The organism is Pseudomonas sp. NFACC04-2 (genome assembly GCF_900119265.1).
Classification (GTDB): domain Bacteria; phylum Pseudomonadota; class Gammaproteobacteria; order Pseudomonadales; family Pseudomonadaceae; genus Aquipseudomonas; species Aquipseudomonas fluorescens_AA.
This window is the reverse complement of sequence record NZ_FPJC01000009.1, coordinates 1-21827: the sequence shown is the minus strand read 5'-3', so window position 1 is coordinate 21827 and position 21827 is coordinate 1. Positions and strand designations below refer to the sequence as shown.

At 59.4% G+C, this 21827-nt stretch carries 26 protein-coding genes; 13 read left to right on the top strand and 13 right to left on the bottom strand.

What is annotated here, in order from left to right:
- Nucleotides 1–36: 36 nt before the first annotated feature.
- Both BT125_RS14035 and BT125_RS14030 read right to left on the bottom strand, forming a co-directional pair.
- Nucleotides 37–759, bottom strand: coding sequence for a glycerophosphodiester phosphodiesterase (locus tag BT125_RS14035; protein WP_072407809.1), 723 nt, complete (start codon nucleotides 757–759; stop codon nucleotides 37–39).
- Entirely contained in the window at nucleotides 756–1352 is a 597-nt protein-coding gene (locus BT125_RS14030; RefSeq protein ID WP_060738399.1) for a PilZ domain-containing protein, read from the bottom strand. Before BT125_RS14030 ends, BT125_RS14035 begins: the two co-directional genes overlap by 4 nt.
- A 94-nt stretch (nucleotides 1353–1446) precedes the next feature.
- Here BT125_RS14030 and BT125_RS14025 point away from each other — a divergent pair, with 94 nt between their 5' ends.
- The 3 genes from BT125_RS14025 (at nucleotide 1447) to BT125_RS14015 (ending at nucleotide 4696) form a co-directional block, all read left to right on the top strand.
- Nucleotides 1447–2697: a lipoprotein-releasing ABC transporter permease subunit gene (locus BT125_RS14025; RefSeq protein WP_072407807.1), complete on the top strand. Its 1251-nt coding sequence runs from the start codon at nucleotides 1447–1449 to the stop codon at nucleotides 2695–2697.
- 7 nt (nucleotides 2698–2704) lie between these two features.
- The gene (lolD, locus tag BT125_RS14020) at nucleotides 2705–3388 is read left to right on the top strand and encodes a lipoprotein-releasing ABC transporter ATP-binding protein LolD (protein WP_162843734.1); all 684 of its coding nucleotides are present in this window, start codon (nucleotides 2705–2707) and stop codon (nucleotides 3386–3388) included.
- 63 nt (nucleotides 3389–3451) lie between these two features.
- A complete protein-coding gene (locus BT125_RS14015; protein ID WP_072407805.1) occupies nucleotides 3452–4696 on the top strand; it encodes a lipoprotein-releasing ABC transporter permease subunit in 1245 nt (414 codons plus the stop codon).
- A 63-nt stretch (nucleotides 4697–4759) separates the two neighbouring features.
- Here the strand turns inward: BT125_RS14015 and BT125_RS14010 are convergent, their stop codons facing one another.
- Entirely contained in the window at nucleotides 4760–6118 is a 1359-nt protein-coding gene (locus BT125_RS14010) for a heavy metal sensor histidine kinase (protein WP_072407803.1), read from the bottom strand.
- Nucleotides 6115–6795: a heavy metal response regulator transcription factor gene (locus BT125_RS14005; protein ID WP_072407801.1), complete on the bottom strand. Its 681-nt coding sequence runs from the start codon at nucleotides 6793–6795 to the stop codon at nucleotides 6115–6117. Before BT125_RS14005 ends, BT125_RS14010 begins: the two co-directional genes overlap by 4 nt.
- 152 nt (nucleotides 6796–6947) lie before the next feature.
- On the opposite strand from BT125_RS14005, the gene BT125_RS14000 reads away from it, so the two are divergent.
- Both BT125_RS14000 and queF read left to right on the top strand, forming a co-directional pair.
- Nucleotides 6948–7469 (top strand): copper-resistant cuproprotein CopI, encoded by a 522-nt coding sequence (locus tag BT125_RS14000; RefSeq protein ID WP_072407799.1) that lies wholly within the window; start codon nucleotides 6948–6950, stop codon nucleotides 7467–7469.
- 61 nt (nucleotides 7470–7530) lie between these two features.
- On the top strand, nucleotides 7531–8361 hold the full coding sequence (gene queF / locus BT125_RS13995) for an NADPH-dependent 7-cyano-7-deazaguanine reductase QueF (protein WP_072407797.1): 831 nt from the start codon (nucleotides 7531–7533) through the stop codon (nucleotides 8359–8361).
- 184 nt (nucleotides 8362–8545) lie between these two features.
- Here the strand turns inward: queF and BT125_RS13990 are convergent, their stop codons facing one another.
- Together BT125_RS13990 and BT125_RS13985 are read right to left on the bottom strand one after the other, a co-directional pair.
- Nucleotides 8546–8812, bottom strand: a complete 267-nt coding sequence (locus BT125_RS13990) for a DUF4404 family protein (RefSeq protein WP_072407795.1) — start codon at nucleotides 8810–8812, stop codon at nucleotides 8546–8548.
- Between the two features lie 107 nt (nucleotides 8813–8919).
- Nucleotides 8920–9540, bottom strand: a complete 621-nt coding sequence (locus tag BT125_RS13985) for an HAD superfamily inactivated hydrolase PcrP (RefSeq protein ID WP_072407793.1) — start codon at nucleotides 9538–9540, stop codon at nucleotides 8920–8922.
- 201 nt (nucleotides 9541–9741) lie between these two features.
- On the opposite strand from BT125_RS13985, the gene BT125_RS13980 reads away from it, so the two are divergent.
- The 3 genes from BT125_RS13980 to rssC all read left to right on the top strand — a co-directional run bounded on the left by BT125_RS13980 (nucleotide 9742) and on the right by rssC (nucleotide 12440).
- Nucleotides 9742–10431 (top strand): MlaA family lipoprotein, encoded by a 690-nt coding sequence (locus BT125_RS13980; protein WP_072407791.1) that lies wholly within the window; start codon nucleotides 9742–9744, stop codon nucleotides 10429–10431.
- Between the two features lie 345 nt (nucleotides 10432–10776).
- Nucleotides 10777–11958 (top strand): two-component system response regulator RssB, encoded by a 1182-nt coding sequence (gene rssB / locus BT125_RS13975; protein WP_072407789.1) that lies wholly within the window; start codon nucleotides 10777–10779, stop codon nucleotides 11956–11958.
- Nucleotides 11958–12440, top strand: coding sequence for an anti-sigma factor antagonist RssC (gene rssC / locus BT125_RS13970; protein WP_025212773.1), 483 nt, complete (start codon nucleotides 11958–11960; stop codon nucleotides 12438–12440). The genes rssB and rssC overlap by 1 nt, the downstream gene beginning before the upstream one ends.
- Before the next feature lie 200 nt (nucleotides 12441–12640).
- On the opposite strand, the gene tal is transcribed toward rssC, so the two are convergent.
- Nucleotides 12641–13567, bottom strand: coding sequence for a transaldolase (gene tal / locus BT125_RS13965; RefSeq protein ID WP_072407787.1), 927 nt, complete (start codon nucleotides 13565–13567; stop codon nucleotides 12641–12643).
- Nucleotides 13568–13744: 177 nt separating this feature from the next.
- Nucleotides 13745–14740, bottom strand: a complete 996-nt coding sequence (gene dusA / locus BT125_RS13960) for a tRNA dihydrouridine(20/20a) synthase DusA (protein WP_072407785.1) — start codon at nucleotides 14738–14740, stop codon at nucleotides 13745–13747.
- A gap of 226 nt (nucleotides 14741–14966) precedes the next feature.
- Here dusA and BT125_RS13955 point away from each other — a divergent pair, with 226 nt between their 5' ends.
- A complete protein-coding gene (locus BT125_RS13955) occupies nucleotides 14967–16145 on the top strand; it encodes a hypothetical protein (protein WP_072407783.1) in 1179 nt (392 codons plus the stop codon).
- A 100-nt stretch (nucleotides 16146–16245) separates the two neighbouring features.
- Complete coding sequence (locus tag BT125_RS13950) at nucleotides 16246–16617, top strand: cytochrome c (protein WP_170866834.1); 372 nt, start codon at nucleotides 16246–16248, stop codon at nucleotides 16615–16617.
- Nucleotides 16618–16693: 76 nt separating this feature from the next.
- On the opposite strand, the gene BT125_RS13945 is transcribed toward BT125_RS13950, so the two are convergent.
- The 3 genes from BT125_RS13945 to BT125_RS28785 all read right to left on the bottom strand — a co-directional run bounded on the left by BT125_RS13945 (nucleotide 16694) and on the right by BT125_RS28785 (nucleotide 18214).
- Nucleotides 16694–17383, bottom strand: a complete 690-nt coding sequence (locus BT125_RS13945; RefSeq protein ID WP_371857808.1) for a metallophosphoesterase — start codon at nucleotides 17381–17383, stop codon at nucleotides 16694–16696.
- A gap of 62 nt (nucleotides 17384–17445) precedes the next feature.
- A complete protein-coding gene (locus BT125_RS13940) occupies nucleotides 17446–18045 on the bottom strand; it encodes a Fic/DOC family protein (protein ID WP_072407781.1) in 600 nt (199 codons plus the stop codon).
- Entirely contained in the window at nucleotides 18038–18214 is a 177-nt protein-coding gene (locus tag BT125_RS28785; RefSeq protein ID WP_092166504.1) for a YhfG family protein, read from the bottom strand. Before BT125_RS28785 ends, BT125_RS13940 begins: the two co-directional genes overlap by 8 nt.
- 166 nt (nucleotides 18215–18380) lie before the next feature.
- On the opposite strand from BT125_RS28785, the gene BT125_RS13935 reads away from it, so the two are divergent.
- The gene (locus BT125_RS13935) at nucleotides 18381–19601 is read left to right on the top strand and encodes a putative DNA modification/repair radical SAM protein (RefSeq protein ID WP_072407779.1); all 1221 of its coding nucleotides are present in this window, start codon (nucleotides 18381–18383) and stop codon (nucleotides 19599–19601) included.
- Nucleotides 19592–20464, top strand: a complete 873-nt coding sequence (locus tag BT125_RS13930) for a TIGR03915 family putative DNA repair protein (RefSeq protein ID WP_072407777.1) — start codon at nucleotides 19592–19594, stop codon at nucleotides 20462–20464. Before BT125_RS13935 ends, BT125_RS13930 begins: the two co-directional genes overlap by 10 nt.
- 15 nt (nucleotides 20465–20479) lie before the next feature.
- Here BT125_RS13930 and BT125_RS13925 read toward each other — a convergent pair whose 3' ends face one another.
- Together BT125_RS13925 and BT125_RS13920 are read right to left on the bottom strand one after the other, a co-directional pair.
- On the bottom strand, nucleotides 20480–20842 hold the full coding sequence (locus BT125_RS13925) for a DUF6364 family protein (protein ID WP_060743052.1): 363 nt from the start codon (nucleotides 20840–20842) through the stop codon (nucleotides 20480–20482).
- 4 nt (nucleotides 20843–20846) lie between these two features.
- Nucleotides 20847–21125 (bottom strand): BrnT family toxin, encoded by a 279-nt coding sequence (locus BT125_RS13920; protein WP_072408027.1) that lies wholly within the window; start codon nucleotides 21123–21125, stop codon nucleotides 20847–20849.
- A 501-nt stretch (nucleotides 21126–21626) separates the two neighbouring features.
- On the opposite strand from BT125_RS13920, the gene BT125_RS29560 reads away from it, so the two are divergent.
- Nucleotides 21627–21827 (top strand): hypothetical protein (locus tag BT125_RS29560; RefSeq protein WP_371857807.1); only part of this gene is annotated, 201 nt, incomplete at its 3' end.

Sequence of the window (21827 nt, the reverse complement as noted above, 5' to 3'; positions counted from 1 at the left end):
CCGGCCGGTGGCCTGAGCCGGCCGGGGAGACCGATTTCAGCCTTTCCCAAGGGTGGCAGTGGCCAAACCGGGAAAGTCTGTAATCAGGCTGTCAGCGCCAAAGTCGGCGAGCCTGCGCATCAGCGCGGGCTCGTTGACGGTCCACACCGACACATGCAGCCCCTGGCGCTGCGCCTTGATCAGGCGTTCCGGCGTGCACAGGGTCCAGTTCAGCGCCAGAATCTCACAGCCGTAGCTCTGGGCGACCTTCAACGGGTCGAGCCAGGCGTATTCGGCCACCAGTCCGCGGGAGATGTCCGGGGTCAAGTCCAGGGCTGCCTTGAGCACTTCCCGGGAACTGGACGTGATGGTGATCTTGTCCAGCAGCCCGAACCGCTGGGCCATTTCGCGGATGCCCAGCACCGTGGCCGCGGCGCGGGTGCGCGAGGCACTCTTGACCTCCAGCTGCCAGTGCTCGAAATCACACGTCTCGAACAGCTCCTCCAGGCGTGGGATCGGGCACGGTTTGATCCATCCCGGGCCGCCTTTGCGCGCATCGTAGGTCACCAGCTCGGCGGCGGAGTGTTCCACCACCTTGCCGCGGCGGTCCGTGGTGCGCTTGAGGGTCGGGTCGTGGATGACCATCAACTCGCCGTCCATCGAAAGATGCAGGTCCAGCTCGCAACGGCGTACGCCGTGCTTGAGGCACTCCTGAAAACCGGTCAGAGTGTTTTCCGGCGCTTCGCCCTTGGCGCCGCGGTGGCCATAGATGAGGGTCACGGTTCTTCCTTATTGATACCTGATTCGTTCAGTTCCCGGGCCAGGCGCCGTTCTTGCGCCTGTTTCTGCAGGATGTAGCGGGCCAGCAACTGGCGCTGGGCGTCGGTGGGGCGTTCGAACTCGGTGCCCACGTCGTAGCCGTCGCCCTTGGGGTCACAGTGGGTGACCCGCGCCCGCAGCAGCAAGCCGAGGGCCTGGGGCATCAGCACCAGCTTGATCGACAAGTGAGCGCCGACGGCGATTGGCGTGGGGTATTGGAAGTCGACGCCGCCTTCGGAAATGATCACCGGCTGTGGTTCGCCGATTTCGCCGAGCACCGTCAGGGCAATGACCTGGCTGAGCAGGTCGATGCGTTTGTTCATCGCCTTGAGGTACGCCGCGACGCTGCGTTCGCGCTCGCTGATCTGGCGCAGCAGGTGCTGTGACTCGAATTCGCTCAGGTGCAGTTCACTGAGCAGGTTGAACAGTGGAGAAGCATCCTGCAACACTTCCTGGCCAGCAGCTTCAGGAATGGAGAGGGGCCGAATTTCCAGTGCGATCGTGTCCTCGATACGGTAGTATTCGCGGCGATCTTCTTCATCTAATGTCGACATGGCGAACCCATGGTAGCGGCGGTGGTCTGAGTGTAAAGCTGGTTTGTGACCCCCGCCACAAGGACGTTCCTTTTCCCTCCGAACAAGCCCCGACATGTTCAGACCTCTCTTCGTATTTATCGGCACGCGTTATACCCGTGCAAAACGTCGCAATCATTTCGTATCGTTCATTTCCCTGACGTCCATCATCGGACTGGCCCTTGGCGTGGTCGTGATGATCGTCGTGCTCTCGGTGATGAATGGCTTCGACCATGAGATGCGCACCCGCGTGCTGGGCATGGTGCCCCACGCGACCCTCGAAACCGGCGAAGCCATCAGCGACTGGCCGAGCCTGGCCGCCAAGGTCAAGCAGAACCCGCAGGTGCTGGCCGTGGCGCCATTCATCCAGATGCAGGGGTTGCTGACCAACGACGGCAAGGTGTCCAAGGTGTTGCTCAATGGCGTCGACCCCGGGCTCGAGCGGCAGGTGTCGATCATCGATAACTTCATGCAGCAGGGCAAACTCGACGACCTGGCGCCCGGCAGCTTCGGCATCGTCATCGGCGACAAGGCCGCGGCCAAGCTTGGCGTGGCCATCGGCGACAAGCTGACCTTCGTCGCCCCTGAGGTCACCGTGACCCCGGGCGGCATGTTTCCGCGCATGAAACGCTTTACCGTGGTCGGCATCTTCCATGTGGGCGCTGGCGAGCTGGACGGTTACCTGGGGGTCACCAACCTCCAGGACCTGGCCCGCCTGCATCGCTGGAAACCGGATCAGGTCCAGGGCCTGCGGTTGAAGTTCGATGACTTGTTCCAGGCCCCGCGTGTGGCCTGGACCATCGCCCAGCAGCTTGGCGAAGACCGCTACTACGCACGGGACTGGACCCGGACCCACGGCAACCTGTACCAGGCGATCCGCATGGAAAAAGCCATGATCGGCTTGCTGCTGTTGCTGATTGTCGCCGTGGCGGCGTTCAACATCATTTCCACGCTGGTGATGGTGGTGAACGACAAGAAGGGCGATATCGCGATCTTGCGCACCCTCGGTGCCACACCAGGGCAGATCATGCGGATCTTCATGGTCCAGGGCACGGTCATCGGCGTGATCGGTACGTTCGTGGGGGCCCTGGTCGGGATGTTCGCCGCACTGAATGTCAGCGCCGCGATCGCCGCCCTCGAAGGCCTGATCGGGCACAAGTTTCTCAACGCCGACGTGTACTTCATCGACTACCTGCCATCGCAGTTGCAGTCCGATGACGTGTTGATGGTCTGCGGCGCCGCGTTGGTCCTGAGTTTCCTCGCCACCCTGTATCCTGCCTGGCGTGCCGCGCGCACCCAGCCTGCGGAGGCGTTACGTTATGAGTGAGTCGGGCATGAGTGAAAAAGCGATCTTGAGCTGCCGCAACCTGGGCAAATCCTACGAGGAAGGCCCGGAGTCGGTGGTGGTGTTGTCGGGCCTGCAACTGGAACTGCACCCGGGCGAGCGCGTGGCGATTGTCGGCACCTCCGGGTCCGGCAAAAGTACTTTGCTCAACCTGCTGGGCGGCCTGGATACGCCAACCGCCGGCAGTGTCTGGCTGGCCGGCGAAGAACTGTCGGCGCTGAACGAGAAGGCCCGTGGCCTGCTGCGCAACCGGTCCCTGGGTTTCGTCTACCAGTTCCACCATCTGCTGCCCGAGTTCACCGCGCTGGAAAACGTCTGCATGCCGCTGTTGATCGGCCGCACGGCGATTCCTGAGGCCCGTCAGCGCGCCACGGCGTTGCTGGAGCGGGTAGGGCTGGGGCATCGCCTGGAACACAAGCCGGCCGAACTGTCCGGTGGCGAGCGCCAGCGCGTGGCGATTGCCCGGGCCCTGGTCAACAAGCCTGGCCTGGTGATGCTCGATGAGCCGACCGGCAACCTCGACTCCCACACCGCCCAAGGCATCCAGGACTTGATGCTGGAGCTCAGCACCTCGATGCGCACGGCGTTCCTGGTGGTGACCCACGACATGAACCTGGCCCGGCAGATGGACCGCGTCCTGCACTTGCAGGAAGGTTGCCTGACGCCCATCTGACCGACCGAAACCCGACACTTGAAAACAGTGCCGGGTCTTTTATTTTCATACGGTGCTCCGCGAATGTTCAGACCGTTATCGATCTTTATCGGCACGCGCTATACCCGCGCCAAGCGCCGCAATCGCTTTGTTTCGTTCATCTCCATGACCTCGATGATCGGCCTCGCCCTGGGTGTGTTGGCGATGATCGTGGTGCTGTCGGTGATGAACGGCTTCCAGCGCGAAATGAGCTCGCGCATCCTCGGCATGGTGCCCCACGCCACCATCGTCGGCGTCAATCCGATCGACGACTGGCAACCGGTGGCCGCCGCGGCGCTGAAGAATCCCGAAGTCACCGCCGCTGTGCCGTTCACCGAGATGGAAGGCATGCTGAGCCATAAAGGTTCGATGCAGCCGATCCAGATCAGCGGCATCGATCCGGCCCAGGAAGGCAAGGTGTCCATCGTTGCCCAGCATATCGTCCAGGGGCGTCTCGATGCCTTGAAGCCGGGCGAATACGGTGTGGTCATCGGTGAGATCACGGCCCGGCGTTTCCGTTTGAATGTCGGTGACAAACTGACGTTGATCGTGCCGGAAGTCAGCACCGCGCCGGGGGGTATCACGCCGCGGATGCAGCGCTTGAATGTCGTGGGTGTGTTCAAGGTCGGCGCCGAGCTGGACGGCTCCATGGCCCTGATCCACCTGGCCGACGCCGCGCAGATGCAGCATTGGCAGCCGAACCAGGTGCAAAGCGTGCGCCTGGCGGTGAAAGACTTGTACGCAGCGCCGAAGGTCTCCGGTGACATCGCCACTGGCCTTGGCGCGGATTACAAGGCTGACGACTGGACTCATACCCAGGGCAGCCTGTTCAGCGCCATGAAAATGGAAAAAACCATGATTGGCTTGCTGTTGCTGATGATCGTTGCGGTGGCGGCGTTCAACATCATCGCCACGCTGATCATGGTGGTGAACGACAAGGGCGCGGACATCGCGATCCTGCGTACCATCGGCGCAACGCCGCGGCAGATCATGGCGATCTTCATGGTCCAGGGCACGGTGATTGGTGTGGTCGGCACGCTGATCGGTGGTGTGCTCGGGGTGATTGCGGCGTTGAACGTCAGCGCCCTGGTGGGCTGGCTGGAACGGGTCAGCGGCCAGCACATCTTCAGTTCCGATGTGTATTTCGTCAGCAACCTGCCGTCGGAGCTGCAGCGTGGTGACGTGGTGCTGATCTGCTCGGCCGGGTTCATCCTGAGCTTCCTCGCCACCGTCTACCCGGCGTGGCGCGCGGCGAAGATCGAACCGGCCCAGGCGTTGCGGTATTCCTGATAACCAGAAACGGTTGCAGGATCCTTGTGGCAGGGGATTTATCCCCTGGCCACAGGTTGAGTATCAGGCTTGCTGTTTCTTCGGCAACTCGATCAGGAACCGCGTCCAGCCATCGACCGACTCACAGCGGATCTGCCCCCCATGGGCACGGATGATCGAGCGGGTAATGGCCAGTCCAAGCCCCGCGTGTTCGCTGCTGCCTTCCTGGCGGGCGGGGTCGGCGCGGTAGAAACGGTCGAACAGGCGCGGCAGCAAGTCCGCTGGAATCTCCTCGCCACTGTTCTCCACGCTGACCCTCACTCCTTGAGTTCCCTCGACCATCCGCACCCGCACTTCGCCCTCGACGGGGGTGAAGCGCAGGGCGTTGTCCAGCAGGTTGGAGAGCGCCCGGCGCAACATGTTGCGGTCACCTTCGATGCGGCCGTCGCCCTCGCGGCTCAGGCTCACATTGGCGTCTTCGGCCAGGGGGGCGAAAAACTCCAGCAGCACGTCCACTTCCTTGCCCAACTGCAGCGGCTCGCGATTGAGCGCCAGCAGGCCATGGTCGGCCTTGGCCAGGTACAGCATGTCGTTGACCAGTTGCGCCATCCATTGCAGTTCTTCGAGATTGCTGTGCAACGCCTCGCGGTAATCCTCCAGGGAGCGTTCGCGGGTGAGGGTGACCTGGGTGTGGGTCAGCAGGTTCGACAGCGGCGTGCGCAACTCATGGGCGATGTCGGCAGAGAACGCCGAGAGCCGCTGAAACGCATCGTCGAGGCGTCCGAGCATGGCGTTGATGCTGTGGGCCAATTCCGCCAGTTCGGCGGGCATTTGCTCTTCGGGCAGGCGGGCGTTCAGGGAACGGGCCGAGACGTTGCCGGCGATGGCGCCCATGCGTCGCAACGGCCGCAAGGCCCGCCGGGCGGCCCAGGCACCGAGCAGGGCGGTGGCCAGGGCCGAAAGGCCGACGGTCAGCCAGATCAGCCTTTGCATGCGTTGCAGGAAGTGCTGGTGATGTGTGATGTCCAGCAACAGGGTCAGTTGCGGTGAATCGGCTCGGTCGGGATACAGCGGCGCGTTCAACACCCGGTAATCGTTGTCGGCATCGCTGAGGGTCGACAGGCCGGGCCGCTCCGGCAACTGAGCCGGAATCCGGATCGAACTGTCGTACCAACGCACGCCATCGCTGCCTTTGATGCGCAGCGCCAGGTCGGCCTGACGGCTCAGCTCGTCCTCCAACCGGCGCTGGGTCTGCTCGGCGTTAAGGTCTTGCAGGGCGCGGCGCAGGCCGATCAGCTTGCCTTCGAGCAGTTGCTGGTCCAGCTCGATGAAGTGTGCCTCGCTGCCACGGCTGAACAGCACGCCGGCAAACAACGACACCACTGCCGTGCAGGCGGCGAACAGCAGCGCCAGGCGGCTGCTCAGCGACCACTGGCCCCTCACAGGCTGCGCTCTTCAAGCACATACCCCATGCCTCGCACGGTGTGGATGAGCTTATTGGGGAACTCATCGTCGATCTTGATGCGCAGGCGCCGGATGGCGACTTCGATGACGTTGGTGTCGCTGTCGAAGTTCATGTCCCAGACCTGGGACGCGATCAGCGATTTGGGCAGCACTTCACCCTGGCGGCGCAGGAGCATTTCCAGCAAGGCGAACTCCTTGGCGGTGAGGTCGATGCGCCGACCGCTGCGTTCGACGCGACGGCGGATCAGGTCCAGGCGCAAGTCGGCCAGTTGCAGGCTGGTCTCCTGTTGCGTCGAACCGCCTCGGCGCAACAGGCTGCGCACTCGAGCCAGCAACTCGGAAAAAGCAAAGGGCTTGACCAGGTAATCATCGGCGCCCAGCTCCAGCCCGTGCACCCGATCCTGTACCGCGTCCCGCGCGGTGAGGAACAGCACCGGGGTATCCAGGCCGGCCCCGCGGACGGCTTGCAGGATTTGCCAGCCATCGCGGCCGGGCAACATCACGTCGAGGATCAGCAAGGCGTATTCACCGCTCAAGGCCAGTTGCTGGCCGGTGATGCCGTCGGCCACCAGGTCGGCGTTGAACCCGGCTTCGCCCAGGCCTTGGCGCAGGTATTGGCCGGTTTTGGTTTGGTCTTCGACGATCAGCAGTTTCATGGGCGGCTCAAGGCAGGGTTGGGACGAGGGCGTTATACCGTGGCAGGCGGGCTCGTGGCGCAACCTGACAAAGTTGTAATCGAGCGGTCAGCCGACTGGCAGGCCGGCAGCGATAGAGTTTCCCACACGCTGAATCCGATTGGAGTATGGACATGTTGATGGGAACCCGCTTGATCCTGGCTGCTTGTGCACTGGCCCTCAGTGCGCCGCTGTGGGCATCGCCCGGTCATTTCGATTTTGGCCAGCCCGCGCCGGCGGCCAAGGCCAGTCGCAGCATTGACGTGGTGATGGGCGACATGACGTTCGATCCCGGAGCCCTTGATATCAAGGCCGGCGAGACGGTTCGGTTCGTGCTGATCAATAAAGGCCTGTTGCTCCACGAATTCAACCTGGGCAACGCGGCCATGCACGCCGACCATCAACAGGAAATGCTCAAGATGCAGCAGAGCGGCCAGTTGATGCCAACCGCGATGAAGCCGGGGATGGATCATGCCGCCATGGGCCACGACCAGGCGAGCATGCGCCACGATGACCCCAACAGCGTGTTGGTGGAGCCGGGCAAGACCGCCGAGCTGACCTGGACCTTCAGCAAGGCCACGCGCCTGGAGTTTGCCTGCAATATTCCCGGCCACTACCAGGCCGGAATGAAGGGCGACCTGACAGTCAGTCAGTAAGCACTCAAAGGCTGTGGCAAAGGCTGATAGAATCCGCTGATTCTTCAGTCAGGTTTCCGTCATGCATCCCGCAGCCGAACATTCGCCGCTGGGCAAATCCAGCGAATACATCGCCACGTACACGCCGTCACTGCTGTTCCCGATCCCGCGCACCGCGAAATGGGCGGAACTGGGCCTGACGGCCGAGACCCTGCCGTACAAGGGCGTGGATTTCTGGAACTGTTTCGAGCTGTCGTGGCTGTTGCCGTCCGGCAAGCCGGTGGTGGCCATCGGTGAATTCGCGATTCCGGCGGATTCGCCGAATATCATCGAGTCCAAATCCTTCAAGCTGTACCTCAACTCCTTGAACCAGACCCCGTTCGCCGACACCGCGAGCCTGGAAGCCACCCTGCGCCAGGACCTGTCGGCCGCGGCCGGCAGGGCGGTGGGTGTGCGAGTCCGCAACCTAAAGGACGTGGAGCGTGAAGGCATCGTAGCGTTGCCCGGTACCTGCATCGACGATTTGGACATCAGCGTCGACTCCTACGCGCACCCGCGCCCGGAACTGCTGCGTTGCGACGCTTCGCGCATCGTCGAGGAAAGCCTGCACAGCCATCTGCTCAAGTCCAACTGCCCGGTGACCAGCCAGCCAGACTGGGGCAGCGTGGCGGTGGAATATCGCGGCGCTGCCCTGGACCCGGCCAGCCTGCTGGCCTACATCGTCAGCTTCCGCCAGCATTCCGATTTCCATGAGCAATGCGTGGAACGGATCTTTCTCGACCTGCAGCGCTTGCTCAAACCGGAGAAATTGACGGTGTATGCGCGGTATGTCCGGCGTGGTGGGCTGGATATCAACCCGTATCGCAGTACTGAAGACGTTCAATTGTCAAACCATCGTCTGGTCCGGCAATAAACTTTCCTTGTGGAAGTGAGCTCTTGTGGGAGCGAGCTTGCTCGCGATGAGGGCAGCACATCCAACATTGAGGTTGGCTGATACACCGCTATCGCGAGCAAGTTCGCTCCCACAGGGGGGGCATCGCAGACATGTGAAACTAAAAAGCCCTGCTAGTTAGCAGGGCTTTTTGCATGCGAAGGGGTCAGATCCCCATGCTACCCAAGGCATTCACGATATTGCGCAGTGTTCCTGCGATAGTTGGATGTTCCACTTCAAAACGTTCCACAGCCAGGTTTACGCCGTCAACCAGATTGTTGTCCTGAAGCTGGTTATCCAGTTGGTGTTCAGCTTCGATCTGCGCCATCAATTGATGCAGATGTTCGCGCTCCGGCTCAGACAGCGGTGGGTTCTGATCCAATTGATCGCGCAGTTGATTGAGCTGTTCTTGCAAGTCGTCGCGGCCAGGCATTGGCGTACTCCTTATTGATCGGCACAGCCATGGACCGCGACGCTGCGTCAAAAGTCCATGGCCTGCCTTAAGAGTAATCCACACTCACGCGCCCTGCATGATCCCGGTCAGGGCTTCTCGCCTTTAATGCGGCGCAGGCAGATATCGGCCAGGCAAGTATCGAGTTCGCCCAAGTGATCGATCACTGAATGCACCCCAAGGCCGAACAATTGCACGGTGGCCTTGGCGCGTTTGGTTTCCCGCGCCTGTTGACTCAATGCCTGCCACTCGGCGGGCGCCAGGCCACACAAAGAGCCACAGGATGCCAGTCCGATAGTCCACAATCCCGCGTTGAGTCCTGACTGCAACAACCGTGGTTCGCCGCTGACCAACACGCAGCCGTCCAATCGCTGGACGTTCAGCGCCATTAGCGCTTGCCAGCAGGCATGTGGCGCTGGCCATGGATAATTTGTTGCAGGAAGTTGCGGCGCTTTGATGGACGTGGGCAATGAAGCCGCCAGGCTATGGCTGATGGCGGGAGGCAATTCGTCGAGCCAGGCGCAGGGGATATTCAGATGTTGCAAGCGTTGCAGGCTTTCCAGGGCACCGGGTGTCGGGTGAGCGTGATCCGCCGGCGCTGCCCCTGGCTGACGAATGCGCGCCCCGAAATCCACCAGGCATCCGCTGAGGCCAAACAGTACGGCGGTCAGGCTGGGGGCGGGGAGGGGCAGGGCTTCGGCGCGGGGCATGGGAACGTCCTTGAAATAACCAGCAGCCTAATGGGCTCCGATGACAGTCCGGTGACAGTGAGATGAAGGCTGCCAATCGCGGAAAAGTCCTACTGCCTGGGTGTTTTTCGGTGCTGCCTATCCACGCGTTCCGTCTTATACTAGCCAGCTTACCGCCTGGGCTCGGCGCCCTTGCCTGAATAATCCAAGGAGTTTTTCCCTATGCGCTGGAGCCATCGTCTAGCTCAGCTGTGTCTTTCCGCTTGTGTCCTGCTGGTTCCGTTCGCCACTCAGGCCGCCACGGAAGAAGATCCTTGGGAAAGCGTCAACCGTCCAATCTTCACCTTCAACGACACCCTCGATACCTATGCGCTCAAGCCACTGGCCCAGGGTTATCAATATGTGACGCCGCAGTTCCTCGAAGACGGCATCCACAACATGTTCCGTAACGTCGGTGACGTCGGCAACCTGGCCAACAACGTGCTGCAGGCCAAGCCGGCCGCCGCTGGGGTCGACACCGCCCGGTTGATCTTCAACACCACCTTCGGCCTGCTGGGCTTCTTTGACGTGGGCACTCAGATGGGCCTGCAGCGCAGCGATGAAGATTTCGGCCAGACCCTTGGCTACTGGGGCCTGGGCAGTGGTCCGTATGTGATGCTGCCGCTGCTGGGGCCAAGCACCCTGCGTGACGCGCCGGCCAAGCTGGTCGATGACTACACCGCGCCTTATCGTTATATCGATAACGTCTCGGTGCGTAACTCCATTCACGGCCTGAACATCGTCGATACCCGCGCCAGCCTGTTGTCGGCCGAGAAGATGGTGAGTGGCGACAAATACGTCTTCATTCGCAATGCCTACCTGCAGAACCGCGAATTCAAAGTCAAGGATGGCCAGGTCGAAGACGATTTTTGATTTCGACCCGTAAAACCGAGAAGGCGGCCCGAAAGGCCGCCTTCTGTGCTTTGGCGTCGTGTTTGAACGGGTTTGATCCTTCCATTGAGTTACGCTTCGCTCGGTTCTTATAACTCTCTGTGCTTTGACAAATAAAGACGGCAAGCGGCTATCTGCATGAGCTTGAAACGCCCCGCGGATGGGAGTACCGTCTGCGCCTTAGAAGGGCACCTCTGATGTAAGGGCGTGTAGGGCGAAGGCCTGAAACCGGTACGACAGAGAGGCTAGAAAGCGAATCCAGTAGTGCGTGCCAGGCCAGACCGCCCAGCCCGCTACGCCAACCTAATTCTGGCGCCGTTTGCCCACATGCCAAAAACCAGTGCCACGCTGCTGATAATCGATGATGACGAAGTGGTGCGAGCCAGTCTCGCTGCCTACTTGGAAGACAGTGGTTTCAGCGTCCTGCAGGCCAGCAATGGCCAACAGGGTCTTCAGGTATTCGAGCAAGACAAGCCCGACCTGGTCATCTGCGACCTGCGCATGCCGCAGATGGGCGGACTCGAACTCATTCGCCAGGTGACCGAGGTTTCCTCGCAGACCCCGGTGATCGTGGTGTCGGGCGCGGGCGTGATGAACGATGCGGTCGAGGCATTGCGCCTGGGCGCGGCGGATTACCTGATCAAGCCCCTTGAAGACCTTGCTGTGCTCGAGCACTCGGTACGCCGGGCCTTGGACCGTTCGCGCCTGTTGGTGGAAAACCAGCGCTACCGCGAGAAGCTGGAAACCGCCAATCGCGAGCTGGAAGCCAGCCTGAACCTGTTGCAGGAAGACCAGAACGCCGGGCGCCAGGTGCAGATGAACATGCTGCCGGTCAGCCCCTGGACCGTCGACGATTTCCGTTTTGCCCACCAGATCATCCCGTCGTTGTACCTGTCGGGCGATTTCGTGGACTATTTCCGCGTCGATGAGCGGCGAGTGGCGTTCTACCTGGCGGACGTTTCCGGCCATGGTGCGTCCTCGGCGTTCGTGACGGTGCTGTTGAAGTTCATGACCACGCGGCTGCTGTTCGAATCCAAGCGCAACGGCACGCTGCCAGAGTTCAAGCCGTCGGAGGTCCTTGGGCATATCAACCGAGGCCTGATCAGTTGTAAGCTGGGCAAACACGTCACAATGGTCGGTGGAGTCATCGACGAGGAGACGGGTTTGTTGACCTATAGCATCGGCGGTCACCTGCCGTTGCCTGTGTTGTATACGCCAGACAGTGTTCGTTACCTGGAAGGGCGTGGTTTGCCGGTGGGTCTGTTCAACGAGGCCACCTACGAAGACCACGTACTGGAATTGCCACCGACATTCAGCCTGACGCTGATGTCTGATGGCATTTTGGACCTTTTGACAGAACCTACACTCAAAGAGAAAGAAGCGGCCTTGCCTGAACGGGTAAGCGCAGCGGGCGGTAGCCTGGAAGGCTTGCGTCAAGTGTTTGGATTAGCCACGCTCGGGGAGATGCCGGATGATATCGCCCTGTTAGTGTTGAGCAGGAACCTTTGATGAGTACCGGTAGAATCCAGTTCGCCGAGCAGGACGGCACCTTCGTCCTGAAGTTTGTCGGTGAAGTGCGCCTGACCCTGTGTTCGGCGCTGGATGCGACTATTGAGCGGATCTTCACCGCGCTGAACTTCAGCGCCATCGTGATCGACCTGACCGAAACCCGCAGCATCGACAGCACCACATTGGGCCTGTTGGCCAAGCTGTCGATCCTGTCGCGGCAAAAGGTCGGCCTGCTGCCGACCGTCGTCACCACCCACAACGACATCACCCGTCTGCTGCAATCGATGGGCTTCGACCAGGTGTTCAACATCGTGGGCGACCCTGTGCCGTGTCCGGAATGCCTGGACGACCTGCCTGACCAGGATCAGTCCGAAGAGGAAGTGCGGATCAAGGTGCTTGAAGCCCACAAGATCCTCATGGGGCTCAACGATTCCAATCGTGAAGCCTTCCATGATCTGGTGAATGCGTTGGAGCGGCCTTGAGCCTTGGGCTTTGCGTAGGCTGCACCGGCCTCATCGCGAGCAAGCTCGCTCCCGCAGGTTTTGTGGCGTTCTGAGATTCCCCGTAGGAGCGAGCTTGCTCGCGATGGCGTTTGTCGCCCCGCCACATCCCTCAAGCCAAGCCGCATAAAAAAGGGTGAACCCAACCAGGTTCGCCCTTTTTGCATGCCGGCTGAATCAGCTCAAAGCTTGGCTTGCAGCAACGCCTCCAGCTTCTCCTGGTCCCGGGCGAACTGACGGATACCTTCGGCCAGTTTCTCGGTCGCCATGGCGTCCTCGTTGGACAACCAGCGGAACTGCGCTTCGTTGAGGATCAAGCGTGCCTCCCCGGCTTGCCCCGGCGCCAGCTTGCGCTCCAGCTTGCCTTCGTCGGCGGCGAGTTTTTCCAGCAGGTCCGGGCTCACGGTCAAGCGGTCGCACCCGGCCAGTTGCTCGATCTGGTTGAGGTTGCGGAAGCTCGCCCCCATGACCACGGTCTTGTAGTCATTGGCCTTGTAGTAGTTGTAGATGCGCGTCACCGACTGCACGCCCGGATCATCCGCGCCGGTGTAGTCGTTGCCATTGGCTTTCTTGTACCAGTCGTAGATACGGCCCACGAACGGCGAAATCAGGAACACCCCGGCATCGGCACAGGCCGCGGCCTGGGCGAAGGAGAACAGCAGCGTCAGGTTGCACTGGATACCTTCACGCTCCAGCTGTTCGGCGGCACGAATGCCTTCCCAGGTGGAGGCAATCTTGATCAACACCCGATCCCGGCCAATGCCGGCCTTTTCGTACAGGTCGATCAGACGATGCGCACGTTTCAACATGGCTTCGGTGTCGAACGACAGGCGCGCGTCCACTTCAGTGGAAATACGCCCCGGGATCACTTTGAGGATTTCTTGCCCGACCGCTACGGCGAAACGGTCGCTGGCCAGGCCCACATCGCCCTTGCAGTCCGCCACGCAGGCGTTCAGTTGCTCGGCGTAGCCCTGAATGGCCGACGCCTTGAGCAGCAGGGAAGGGTTGGTGGTGGCGTCCACGGGTTTGACGCGGGCGATGGCCTCGAAGTCGCCGGTATCGGCCACGACGGTGGTGAATTGTTTGAGTTGTTCCAGCTTGGAAGTCATGAGCGTGCTCTGTCCTATGGGTCCGTTGACATTACCCGAGGGCCGGCAGCCACTCAAGGGCGTGAAGAGGTATCGACGGCCCCAGCAGCAACAACCTGAAAACGGCTGTTTGAAAGGCCGGGGCGGTATCGGTAGATACGATGCCAAAACAGCGTGCAGGTTCAAAGCAAGTGACGGTTAACGCCCTTCCAGCAGTTGCCCCGCCTGATCCAGCAACGCCAGCGGATCCTTGGTTTTGTGGATGTCCACCGACAACAACTGCCGAAACCGCCGCGCCCCCGGGAACCCGGTGCCCAGCCCCAACACGTGCCGGGTGATGTGATGCATCGCCCCGCCAGCGGCCAGGTGATCGGCGATGTAAGGCCGCAACTGCGCCAGCGCCTCGGCCCGGGTGATGATCGGCGCGGTGCTGCCAAACAACTGCTGATCCACTTCGGCCAGCAGATACGGGTTGTGATAGGCCTCGCGCCCCAGCATCACTCCGTCGAACGTCTGCAGATGCTCGTGGCAGGCGTCCAGCGTCTTGATCCCACCGTTGAGCACAATCTCCAACTCCGGAAAATCCGCCTTCAACCGCGCGGCCACGTCATAACGCAGCGGCGGGATGTCGCGGTTCTCCTTCGGCGACAGCCCCTCCAGAATCGCAATCCGCGCATGCACGGTAAAACTCGTGCAACCGGCCTCGCGCACCGTGCCGACAAACTCACACAACTGCTCATAACTGTCCCGCCCATTGATCCCGATGCGATGCTTGACCGTCACCGGAATCGACACTGCATCACGCATGGCTTTCACACAATCGGCCACCAACCCCGGATGCCCCATCAGGCACGCGCCGATCATATTGTTCTGCACCCGGTCGCTGGGGCAGCCGACGTTGAGGTTCACCTCGTCGTAGCCGTGCTCCTGGGCCATACGGGCGCAGGCGGCCAGGTCGCCAGGGACGCTGCCACCCAATTGCAGGGCCAGGGGGTGTTCGGATGGGTGATGGCGCAGGAAGCGTTCGTGGTCACCGTTGAGCAGCGCGCCGGTGGTGACCATTTCGGTGTAGAGCAGGGCGTGTTTGGAGAGGATGCGTAGGAAGAAGCGACAGTGGGCGTCGGTCCAATCCATCATCGGGGCCACACTGAAGCGGCGGGACAAGGATTGCGGGGGAGCTGGGTAGAGAGACATGGGAGATCTGGATGGGGAGGCTGAGGGACGCAGTTTATCAGGAATGGGCTGGGGGAGGTTTGGGGGCAGCATAAGTGTTTACCCCAGGAGCGTTTGGCTAAACCCTTGGGCTAGCTCGCGGTTCTGTAGTCCAGAATTTTGAGGGCTTAGGTACGTCTGGTTACGTTAGCTGCTGTGGACTACGCTCACTAGCAGGCTGTACTCGGCAAGACCCAAGGGAGGGGTGATGGCTATGCTTACTGAAGCCAAAAGGAAATGGATTGTTTGTGCCTTCCATGCTTGTCCCAATCCTGAAATCTTTGAAGGTTCTGACAACTTTAGAGACCTGCAGGATGCGATTATCCAGTCAGTTTTCAATATGCGGTCAAATCAACCCATTGAAAGTTTTAGCTTCCTTGAACAGTGGGCGATGCAGACCTATTGGACGTACCCTGAGCGTGCTGATGGAGACATATTGGGGGACTTTGAAGCGGGATCGGAGCTGGCACAGTACGCGGTCGACCTCTACAAACTGCATAAAGATGGGATCTTCGAGCCCCACGTGGTTTTAGACTTGATCGGCACCGATCATGTTCATCCCGCCCTTGGGGTAGTGTTGCTAAAAGGCCCGGCATTGCCGCTGCAAGCCCAAGCCAAGCTTGCCATGACTTGCAAGGGGTTTCGTGACGGATTTGGCTACGATCCTTTTGAAGGGGGACATAGGAAAATTGAATCGACAATTGCGATGGATGATGTGGTCAATCAGCTGGCATTGCACGCCTATCGATTTATTTTCAATGCGATAGCGCCCGCTGTTTCTAATGCAAAGTTGCGCGCCGGTGACCTTGAAGTCAGGAAAGTTTCTTCAGAAACGGGCTATTCGACAAAGAGCGGTGACCGGACATTACTGTATACCAATTGTCTGGCCAAGACTGAAGAGGGCAGTTTTGCGGTTAACTTTCTCGATGGCTTCGGAGCCTTGGCTGAAAAGTTTAAGCTTGATAAAAAGCAGTATTCAGGAAGAAATTCACTTGTGCACGCTGAAATTCGACATCTTGAGACTCAGCTTCAAGCAGGAAAGCGGACGTTCATGAATGTCTACGTTGATAAGTTTTGTTGTACCTTCTGCGCGATCCAGTACATAGTTTTTGGAGCTATGGATAAAACGGCTGGGGCGGTGTTCAATACGACGTTGAACTGGTATACCTTCTCGCCCTATGTTGTCTATTTCAAATCAAATAGAACAAAGATGTGGGGAGCGGATGTGGAGAGGATATTCGCTATTTTGCCGGCCGGTGAGAAACTGAAATTTCTCAAATGTTTGTTTGTGGCATCTAAGAGTGGAAGCAATCCGCAGGCCCCCAAGATAAATCTCAGTATTATTGAAGACACGATTATTGGTTATATTGAATTTACTCGGTCATGAATGATCAGGTCCCCTGTCCCCTTGGCGGGGGTGGACTCCATCGGTGCAGGTAAAGAGTAAGGGATTCAGTTCTGATTTGAAACGACAAGGACAGTTGAGAATGAAAGTAGGCTTCATCGCATCCCTGGGGATTTTATCGCTCATTCACCCATTACTTTCCTTCGCGGACATGGCCAACGGGAAGACGCTCTATTCACAACGATGTGCCATGTGCCACGGAGCGGATCTCAAGGGCACAGGCCCCTTGGCCAGGAAAAGCAATCCGCCCTCGCCTGACCTGACGACGTCTTCTTTTCAGAAAAGACTGAAGGATTATCCAGGCGTTATCGTCTCGTCGATCATACTTCGTCCAAATGGCGACTTGATTCCAAGAACGTTAAAAGAGAACGGAGTGAAGCTGCCACCGTTTGCCTGGAAAGTTCAGGATCTGCGCGATCTGAACCAATACATGGTGGGTGCGATTTCAAGGTAGGAGAGGGGGCGAGTCCATCGACCTGATCGGATAAACCTGTAGTCATTGGCTCATGGTCAGGTGGGTGATGGTTTCGCTATTGAGCTCCACCAGGCTCAAGGCGCCATCCCCAAAGGAACAGCCGGTGTCGATATAGACAACGTTTGCCCAGGCGCGTGACGCTAGGCACCGTCGAATGACCGACATAGAGCCGGTGGATGCCCCTGATTGGCTCGTGGTTTTGCTCCTCGATTTTTCCCCTGGCATACAGGGCCATGCTCAGCGCGCGCAGGCGGCAAATTTCTCCCAGTTGCCCTGACAAGGCTTGTTTGGCTTGCTGCCAGTCGTCACCTTTTTGGGTCAATGGAGCTTCGGCGTGCACGATGCCGACGGTTTCGCCGCCCGGTAAGTCGACTTCAATGATCCACGGCAGCGCCTGGAGGGCCTTGGCGAGTTCTTGTTGAAGCTTTGGTGCCAGTTCATAGAGCCAGGCCCCGCCGTTTCGGATGTGCCGGGGTATGTCGCCGTCCCCGGAGACGCCATCGATGAGCATCTGTTCGTGATTGCCTCGCACGGCATGAAACCAGGGTTGCGAGAGCCAATCGAGCACTTCCACGGAGTCAGGGCCGCGATCAATCAGGTCGCCGACGGAGAAAAGGCGATCCCGTTCACCCTCGAACTTCGAACGCTGCAAAAGTGCGCTCAGAAGTTTGAAATGGCCATGAACGTCACCCACGACAAAGTCACGGCCTTCTGGGTTGGAGGGGAATGTGTTCAGTGTATTCATGCAGGTGTTCTAGGGATCGAAAGTGGTGAAGACACGGATGGCGAGTATCAGCTGCCGCTATCTTACGGACTAAGCGGGTTGCCAATACATTTTTCAAACACCTGCTGCATGGGGCCGAGGGTGCAGTGGTAGGCCGCGATGTTGGCGTCGATCCACTCTTCTTTCTCAATACCCCACCAACTGATCTCAAAACCGGCATTCATGATGAGATGCTCGAAGAGAATCCGTTGGGCGCGGCCATTTCCTTCGCGAAAGGGATGGATCACGTTGATATCTGAGTAAGTTTCCGCAACGGCACTGATCAAGTCTGTCCGGCACAGGCCCTCGAACCAGTTCTGCGCCGCCATGCCTTTGAAGATCTTCCCGGCTTGCGCTTCCATGAATTGCGGTTGGCAGAAACGGATGTCCTGCTTGGCCATTCCAACGGTTCGCAATTGTCCGGCCCATTCATACAAGTCGCAAAAGAGCACCTGATGAATGCCTTGAAGATAGACCAGGCCGTAAGGAGGAGGGCTGAATTCGACGTTGTCCGCTGCGATGGCGGAGAGTTGCTGTTCGGCTTCGCTTAGGGTCGGTTCGTTACGGATATCGAGTTTGTTGCGAAGGACCGCGGAGCCAGGGTAGCAGTAAGCGTCTTCACCGACTCCATATTTGTCAGGCATCAGGTTCAGGTCGGGTGAAGGCCTTCAAGACCTCTTCACGCGTTGGCATTTTGCGTTCGCCGTCCGCGAAGGTCGTTTTGAAGCCCTCCAGACGCAGGCTGGCCGCGTAGTTGGATCTGCGCGTCCTGGCGGCATAGGCCTTTTTGGTTTCAAGGCTGACATTGCCCATGGGGCTGGACCTCAATCGCGTTGGTTGGCCAATTATAGCCCATCCCACTGGCATGGCCTACGTCACGGCCTGGGCGACTCATGGCAGGTGTCGAATTGACCAATGGCGCTTGCATCGCAACGCTTCTCAAAATACTGTGTTTATATCCAGTATGTGAGTTCACTTCATGCAGCTTATCGCCAAGCTCGGCATTCTCGCCGATGCTGCCAAGTACGACGCTTCCTGCGCCAGCAGCGGTGCCCCCAAGCGTAGCTCCCGTGGTCGTGAGGGGTTGGGGGCCACCGATGGCATGGGCATTTGCCATAGCTATACGCCGGATGGGCGCTGCGTTTCGTTGCTGAAGGTGTTGCTGACCAATTTTTGCCTGTACGACTGCCAGTATTGCGTCAACCGTCGTTCCAGCAACGTGCCGAGGGCGCGTTTTACGCCGGAGGAGGTGGTGCGGTTGACCTTGGATTTTTATCGCCGCAACTGCATCAGTGGGTTGTTTTTGAGTTCGGGCATCATTCGCTCGGCCGATTACACCATGGAGCAGTTGATACGAGTGGCGCGGTTGTTGCGGGAGGAGCACCAGTTTCGTGGCTATATCCACCTCAAGACCATTCCCAATGCCGATCCGCTGTTGATCGAGGAAGCGGGGCGGTTGGCTGATCGCTTGAGCGTGAATATAGAACTTTCCTCGGATATCAGCCTCAAGCGCCTGGCACCGGAAAAGCAATTGACGACCATCCGCCAAGCCATGGGTACCATCCATCAGGGGCAGCAGGCGGTGGCCGGCGAGCCGCGGGCGCCTCGCTTCGCCCCGGCGGGGCAGAGCACGCAGGTGATTGTGGGGGCGGATGCCACCGATGATCACGCCATCCTGAGCAACGCCGAGTCGCTCTACCAGGGGTACGGTTTGCGACGGGTTTACTATTCAGCGTTCAGCCCGATTCCCGACAGCCCCGCCAGCGTGCCCCTGGCGGCACCGCCGTTGCTGCGCGAGCACCGGCTTTATCAGGCCGACTTTCTCATGCGCGGTTATGGCTACAAGGCAGGCGAGCTTTTGAGCGAAACCCACAACTTGGACTTGGACATCGACCCCAAGCTGGCATGGGCACTGGCCAATCGCGAGGTGTTCCCGCTGGATATCAATCGCGCCGAACCCGCATTGTTGGCGCGTATTCCGGGGATTGGCCTGCGTAGTGTGCAACGCCTGGTTGCACTGCGCCGGGAGCGGCGGGTGCGTTATGACGACCTGGTGCAGTTGCGGTGCGTGCTGGAGAAGGCGCGACCGTTCATTGTCACCAGCGATTACCGGCCTGCCGACGCCCAGGTGCGCAGCGGTCTGCTGCGGGCGCGGTTGCGTGACCCCCAGCGGCCTGTGCAGATGGGGCTTTGGTCGTGATTGCCCTGGATTGCGAGGATGATTTCGCTACGTGGCGGGACCAGGCTCGAACGCTTCTCGGCCACGGCATCGACCCGAGCGATGTCACGTGGGCCCAGGGCCCAATGGCCGACTTGTTGGCCGTGCCGGCGCCGCTGCCCCAAGGGCCGGGCCCGTTCCGTACGCGGGTTCCCGCAGCCTTGCTGACCCAACTCGAACAGGCTGGTCGCTACCAGGGCGAACAGCGCTGGAATCTGCTGTATGAGGTGCTTTGGCGGGTTGCCCACGGCGATCGCACGGCCATGCTCGCGGGCGACCGCCTGGGCAGTGAGCTGCAGCGGCGGATCAAGCAGGTCCAGCGTGAGGCTCATCACCTGCATGCCTTCGTACGCTTTATCCCTCTACCGCAGCCGTTGGCCGAGCAACTGCAGCTGGATCTGGTCGCCTTTCACCAGCCGGCCCATGACATCCTCGAAAGTGCCAGTGGCCATTTTGCCGAGCGGTTGGGGCAACAACGCTGGCTGATCGCGACGCCTCGCGACGGTATCCGTTTCGATGGGCAGTCGTTGGATTACCAGCGACGTTGCCCCGAGCAGTGGCAGCATTGGGCGCGTCACGCTGAAGATCCCGGCGCTGAGCTGTGGCGAACTTATTACAGGCACATCTTCAACCCGGCGCGGCTCAATCCCCAGGCGTTGCGTCAGCACATGCCGGGGCGATTCTGGCAGCACTTGCCGGAAGGAGAGTTGATTCCGCGCTTGGTGGGTTTGGCGCGACGGGGGAAGCAGCGGGATGGGCAGGCGTTGGAGGTGGGGGAGAAAATGGGCAAGCGGATCATTGTGGGTGAAGGCACTGAGGTAAGACAGTGCCTTGCTCCTGAGTAAATCGATCTTCTCGGTTCATACCGATGCTTTGGCTTTACCGGGCCTGGATGCGTCCACCATCTTGTGCAGCTCCTCAGTCATGGCGGCTAGGCGCTTTTCCAGATCCTTCACGTCGGACCGGGTAATACCGTTTGCATAGGGTTTAACTGTTCGGGTTCGCTTTTGGGCTGCCGGTGACAGATTGTGGGCAGTTTCAGATATCAAAGCCTGACGCAGTAGATTGTTGATGAGTGTCTGATATCCAGTACCAGCACTTTCGGCGCGTTCGCGAGCGGCCTCGATCACGTCCTCATCAAGCATGATGGTTATGCGGGTTTTGCCTTTGCTGCTTGCAACCGCCCCACGCTTGGCTGTGCTGAAATCGTATTCTTCTTTCATGGGTTCAACCTCCCAGGTACTGACGTAGTTCTTTTTTGGAGGCTAGTCGTGCGCTGATAAGACGAACGAAATCTGGCTCACGGTAGGTGTATGCAACGACGAGTACACGACCGCAGGCGTCTTGCCCCATGATAATCCACCGCTTTTCATCATGATCATTATCCTCACGCTCAAGAGCCATTTCGTCATAAAACACAGCTTCGGCATCGGCCAGGCTCACCTTGTGTTTCTTCTTGTTAGCGACGTTTTTTGCTGGATCATACTGAGTTCTGAATGTTGTAATTATGCATATTTTATATGTATAAAAAAGACCCTGTGTCAGCCCTTTCGTTTGACTTGCAGCCAGGACGGGTGCGCTCAACCATACGATGAAACCTCAGCCCTTGCTTATGGCGTTGAGCGCTCATTCGTATCGAAATCATTCTTTGCATCCCACCGCCTGAACTGCTGAGTCCAGCTCCGGACACCTCCATCGGAAATTTCCCTCAAGCTGCGTCGCTCCCCGCTGACTATCCACCCAATCATCCCGTGCGCTAAGTTTTCTCCGTCGCTGCAAATTCAGCGAGAGGGTGTGGAAGCCCTTGTGAAAACCTAGCGCGTTGCACCGCTAAATTAAAAAGCAGACGCTTTTCCTAGGTCTGCTGTTAAATTACGGCGGCTGTACGCGGGGCGCCTTCGGGTGCGCCGGGTCCTAGGTTCTCGGTCTTCCACACCCGCGTACAGCTGCCACCCACCAGGTGGAAGTGGTGAAGGCAGTTCCTTTACATAACCTAGGTACAAGCCAATGAAAAAACTCACCCCCAACCCTCCGAAAACCACAGCCAATCCAAGGTGGCTTTCGTCTAGCGTCACCCAAGAATATCTCCTGCCAAATATCCGAATCTCGAGCTTGCTCGCGATAGCAGTGGGGCAGTTGATGCCGATGCTGGATGTGATGCCGTCATCGCGAGCAAGCTCGCTCCCACAGTTTTTTCCGAGTTGTTCA

Excerpts from the sequence above, each read along its gene's own strand:
- BT125_RS14030 (WP_060738399.1), bottom strand. The coding sequence starts at position 1,352 with ATGTCGACATTAGATGAAGAAGATCGCCGCGAATACTACCGTATCGAG.
- BT125_RS14025 (WP_072407807.1), top strand. The coding sequence starts at position 1,447 with ATGTTCAGACCTCTCTTCGTATTTATCGGCACGCGTTATACCCGTGCA.
- lolD (WP_162843734.1), top strand. The coding sequence starts at position 2,705 with ATGAGTGAAAAAGCGATCTTGAGCTGCCGCAACCTGGGCAAATCCTAC.
- BT125_RS14015 (WP_072407805.1), top strand. The coding sequence starts at position 3,452 with ATGTTCAGACCGTTATCGATCTTTATCGGCACGCGCTATACCCGCGCC.
- BT125_RS14005 (WP_072407801.1), bottom strand. The coding sequence starts at position 6,795 with ATGAAACTGCTGATCGTCGAAGACCAAACCAAAACCGGCCAATACCTG.
- BT125_RS14000 (WP_072407799.1), top strand. The coding sequence starts at position 6,948 with ATGTTGATGGGAACCCGCTTGATCCTGGCTGCTTGTGCACTGGCCCTC.
- queF (WP_072407797.1), top strand. The coding sequence starts at position 7,531 with ATGCATCCCGCAGCCGAACATTCGCCGCTGGGCAAATCCAGCGAATAC.
- BT125_RS13990 (WP_072407795.1), bottom strand. The coding sequence starts at position 8,812 with ATGCCTGGCCGCGACGACTTGCAAGAACAGCTCAATCAACTGCGCGAT.
- BT125_RS13985 (WP_072407793.1), bottom strand. The coding sequence starts at position 9,540 with ATGCCCCGCGCCGAAGCCCTGCCCCTCCCCGCCCCCAGCCTGACCGCC.
- BT125_RS13980 (WP_072407791.1), top strand. The coding sequence starts at position 9,742 with ATGCGCTGGAGCCATCGTCTAGCTCAGCTGTGTCTTTCCGCTTGTGTC.
- rssB (WP_072407789.1), top strand. The coding sequence starts at position 10,777 with ATGCCAAAAACCAGTGCCACGCTGCTGATAATCGATGATGACGAAGTG.
- rssC (WP_025212773.1), top strand. The coding sequence starts at position 11,958 with ATGAGTACCGGTAGAATCCAGTTCGCCGAGCAGGACGGCACCTTCGTC.
- tal (WP_072407787.1), bottom strand. The coding sequence starts at position 13,567 with ATGACTTCCAAGCTGGAACAACTCAAACAATTCACCACCGTCGTGGCC.
- dusA (WP_072407785.1), bottom strand. The coding sequence starts at position 14,740 with ATGTCTCTCTACCCAGCTCCCCCGCAATCCTTGTCCCGCCGCTTCAGT.
- BT125_RS13955 (WP_072407783.1), top strand. The coding sequence starts at position 14,967 with ATGGCTATGCTTACTGAAGCCAAAAGGAAATGGATTGTTTGTGCCTTC.
- BT125_RS13950 (WP_170866834.1), top strand. The coding sequence starts at position 16,246 with ATGAAAGTAGGCTTCATCGCATCCCTGGGGATTTTATCGCTCATTCAC.
- BT125_RS13945 (WP_371857808.1), bottom strand. The coding sequence starts at position 17,383 with ATGAATACACTGAACACATTCCCCTCCAACCCAGAAGGCCGTGACTTT.
- BT125_RS13940 (WP_072407781.1), bottom strand. The coding sequence starts at position 18,045 with ATGCCTGACAAATATGGAGTCGGTGAAGACGCTTACTGCTACCCTGGC.
- BT125_RS28785 (WP_092166504.1), bottom strand. The coding sequence starts at position 18,214 with ATGGGCAATGTCAGCCTTGAAACCAAAAAGGCCTATGCCGCCAGGACG.
- BT125_RS13935 (WP_072407779.1), top strand. The coding sequence starts at position 18,381 with ATGCAGCTTATCGCCAAGCTCGGCATTCTCGCCGATGCTGCCAAGTAC.
- BT125_RS13925 (WP_060743052.1), bottom strand. The coding sequence starts at position 20,842 with ATGAAAGAAGAATACGATTTCAGCACAGCCAAGCGTGGGGCGGTTGCA.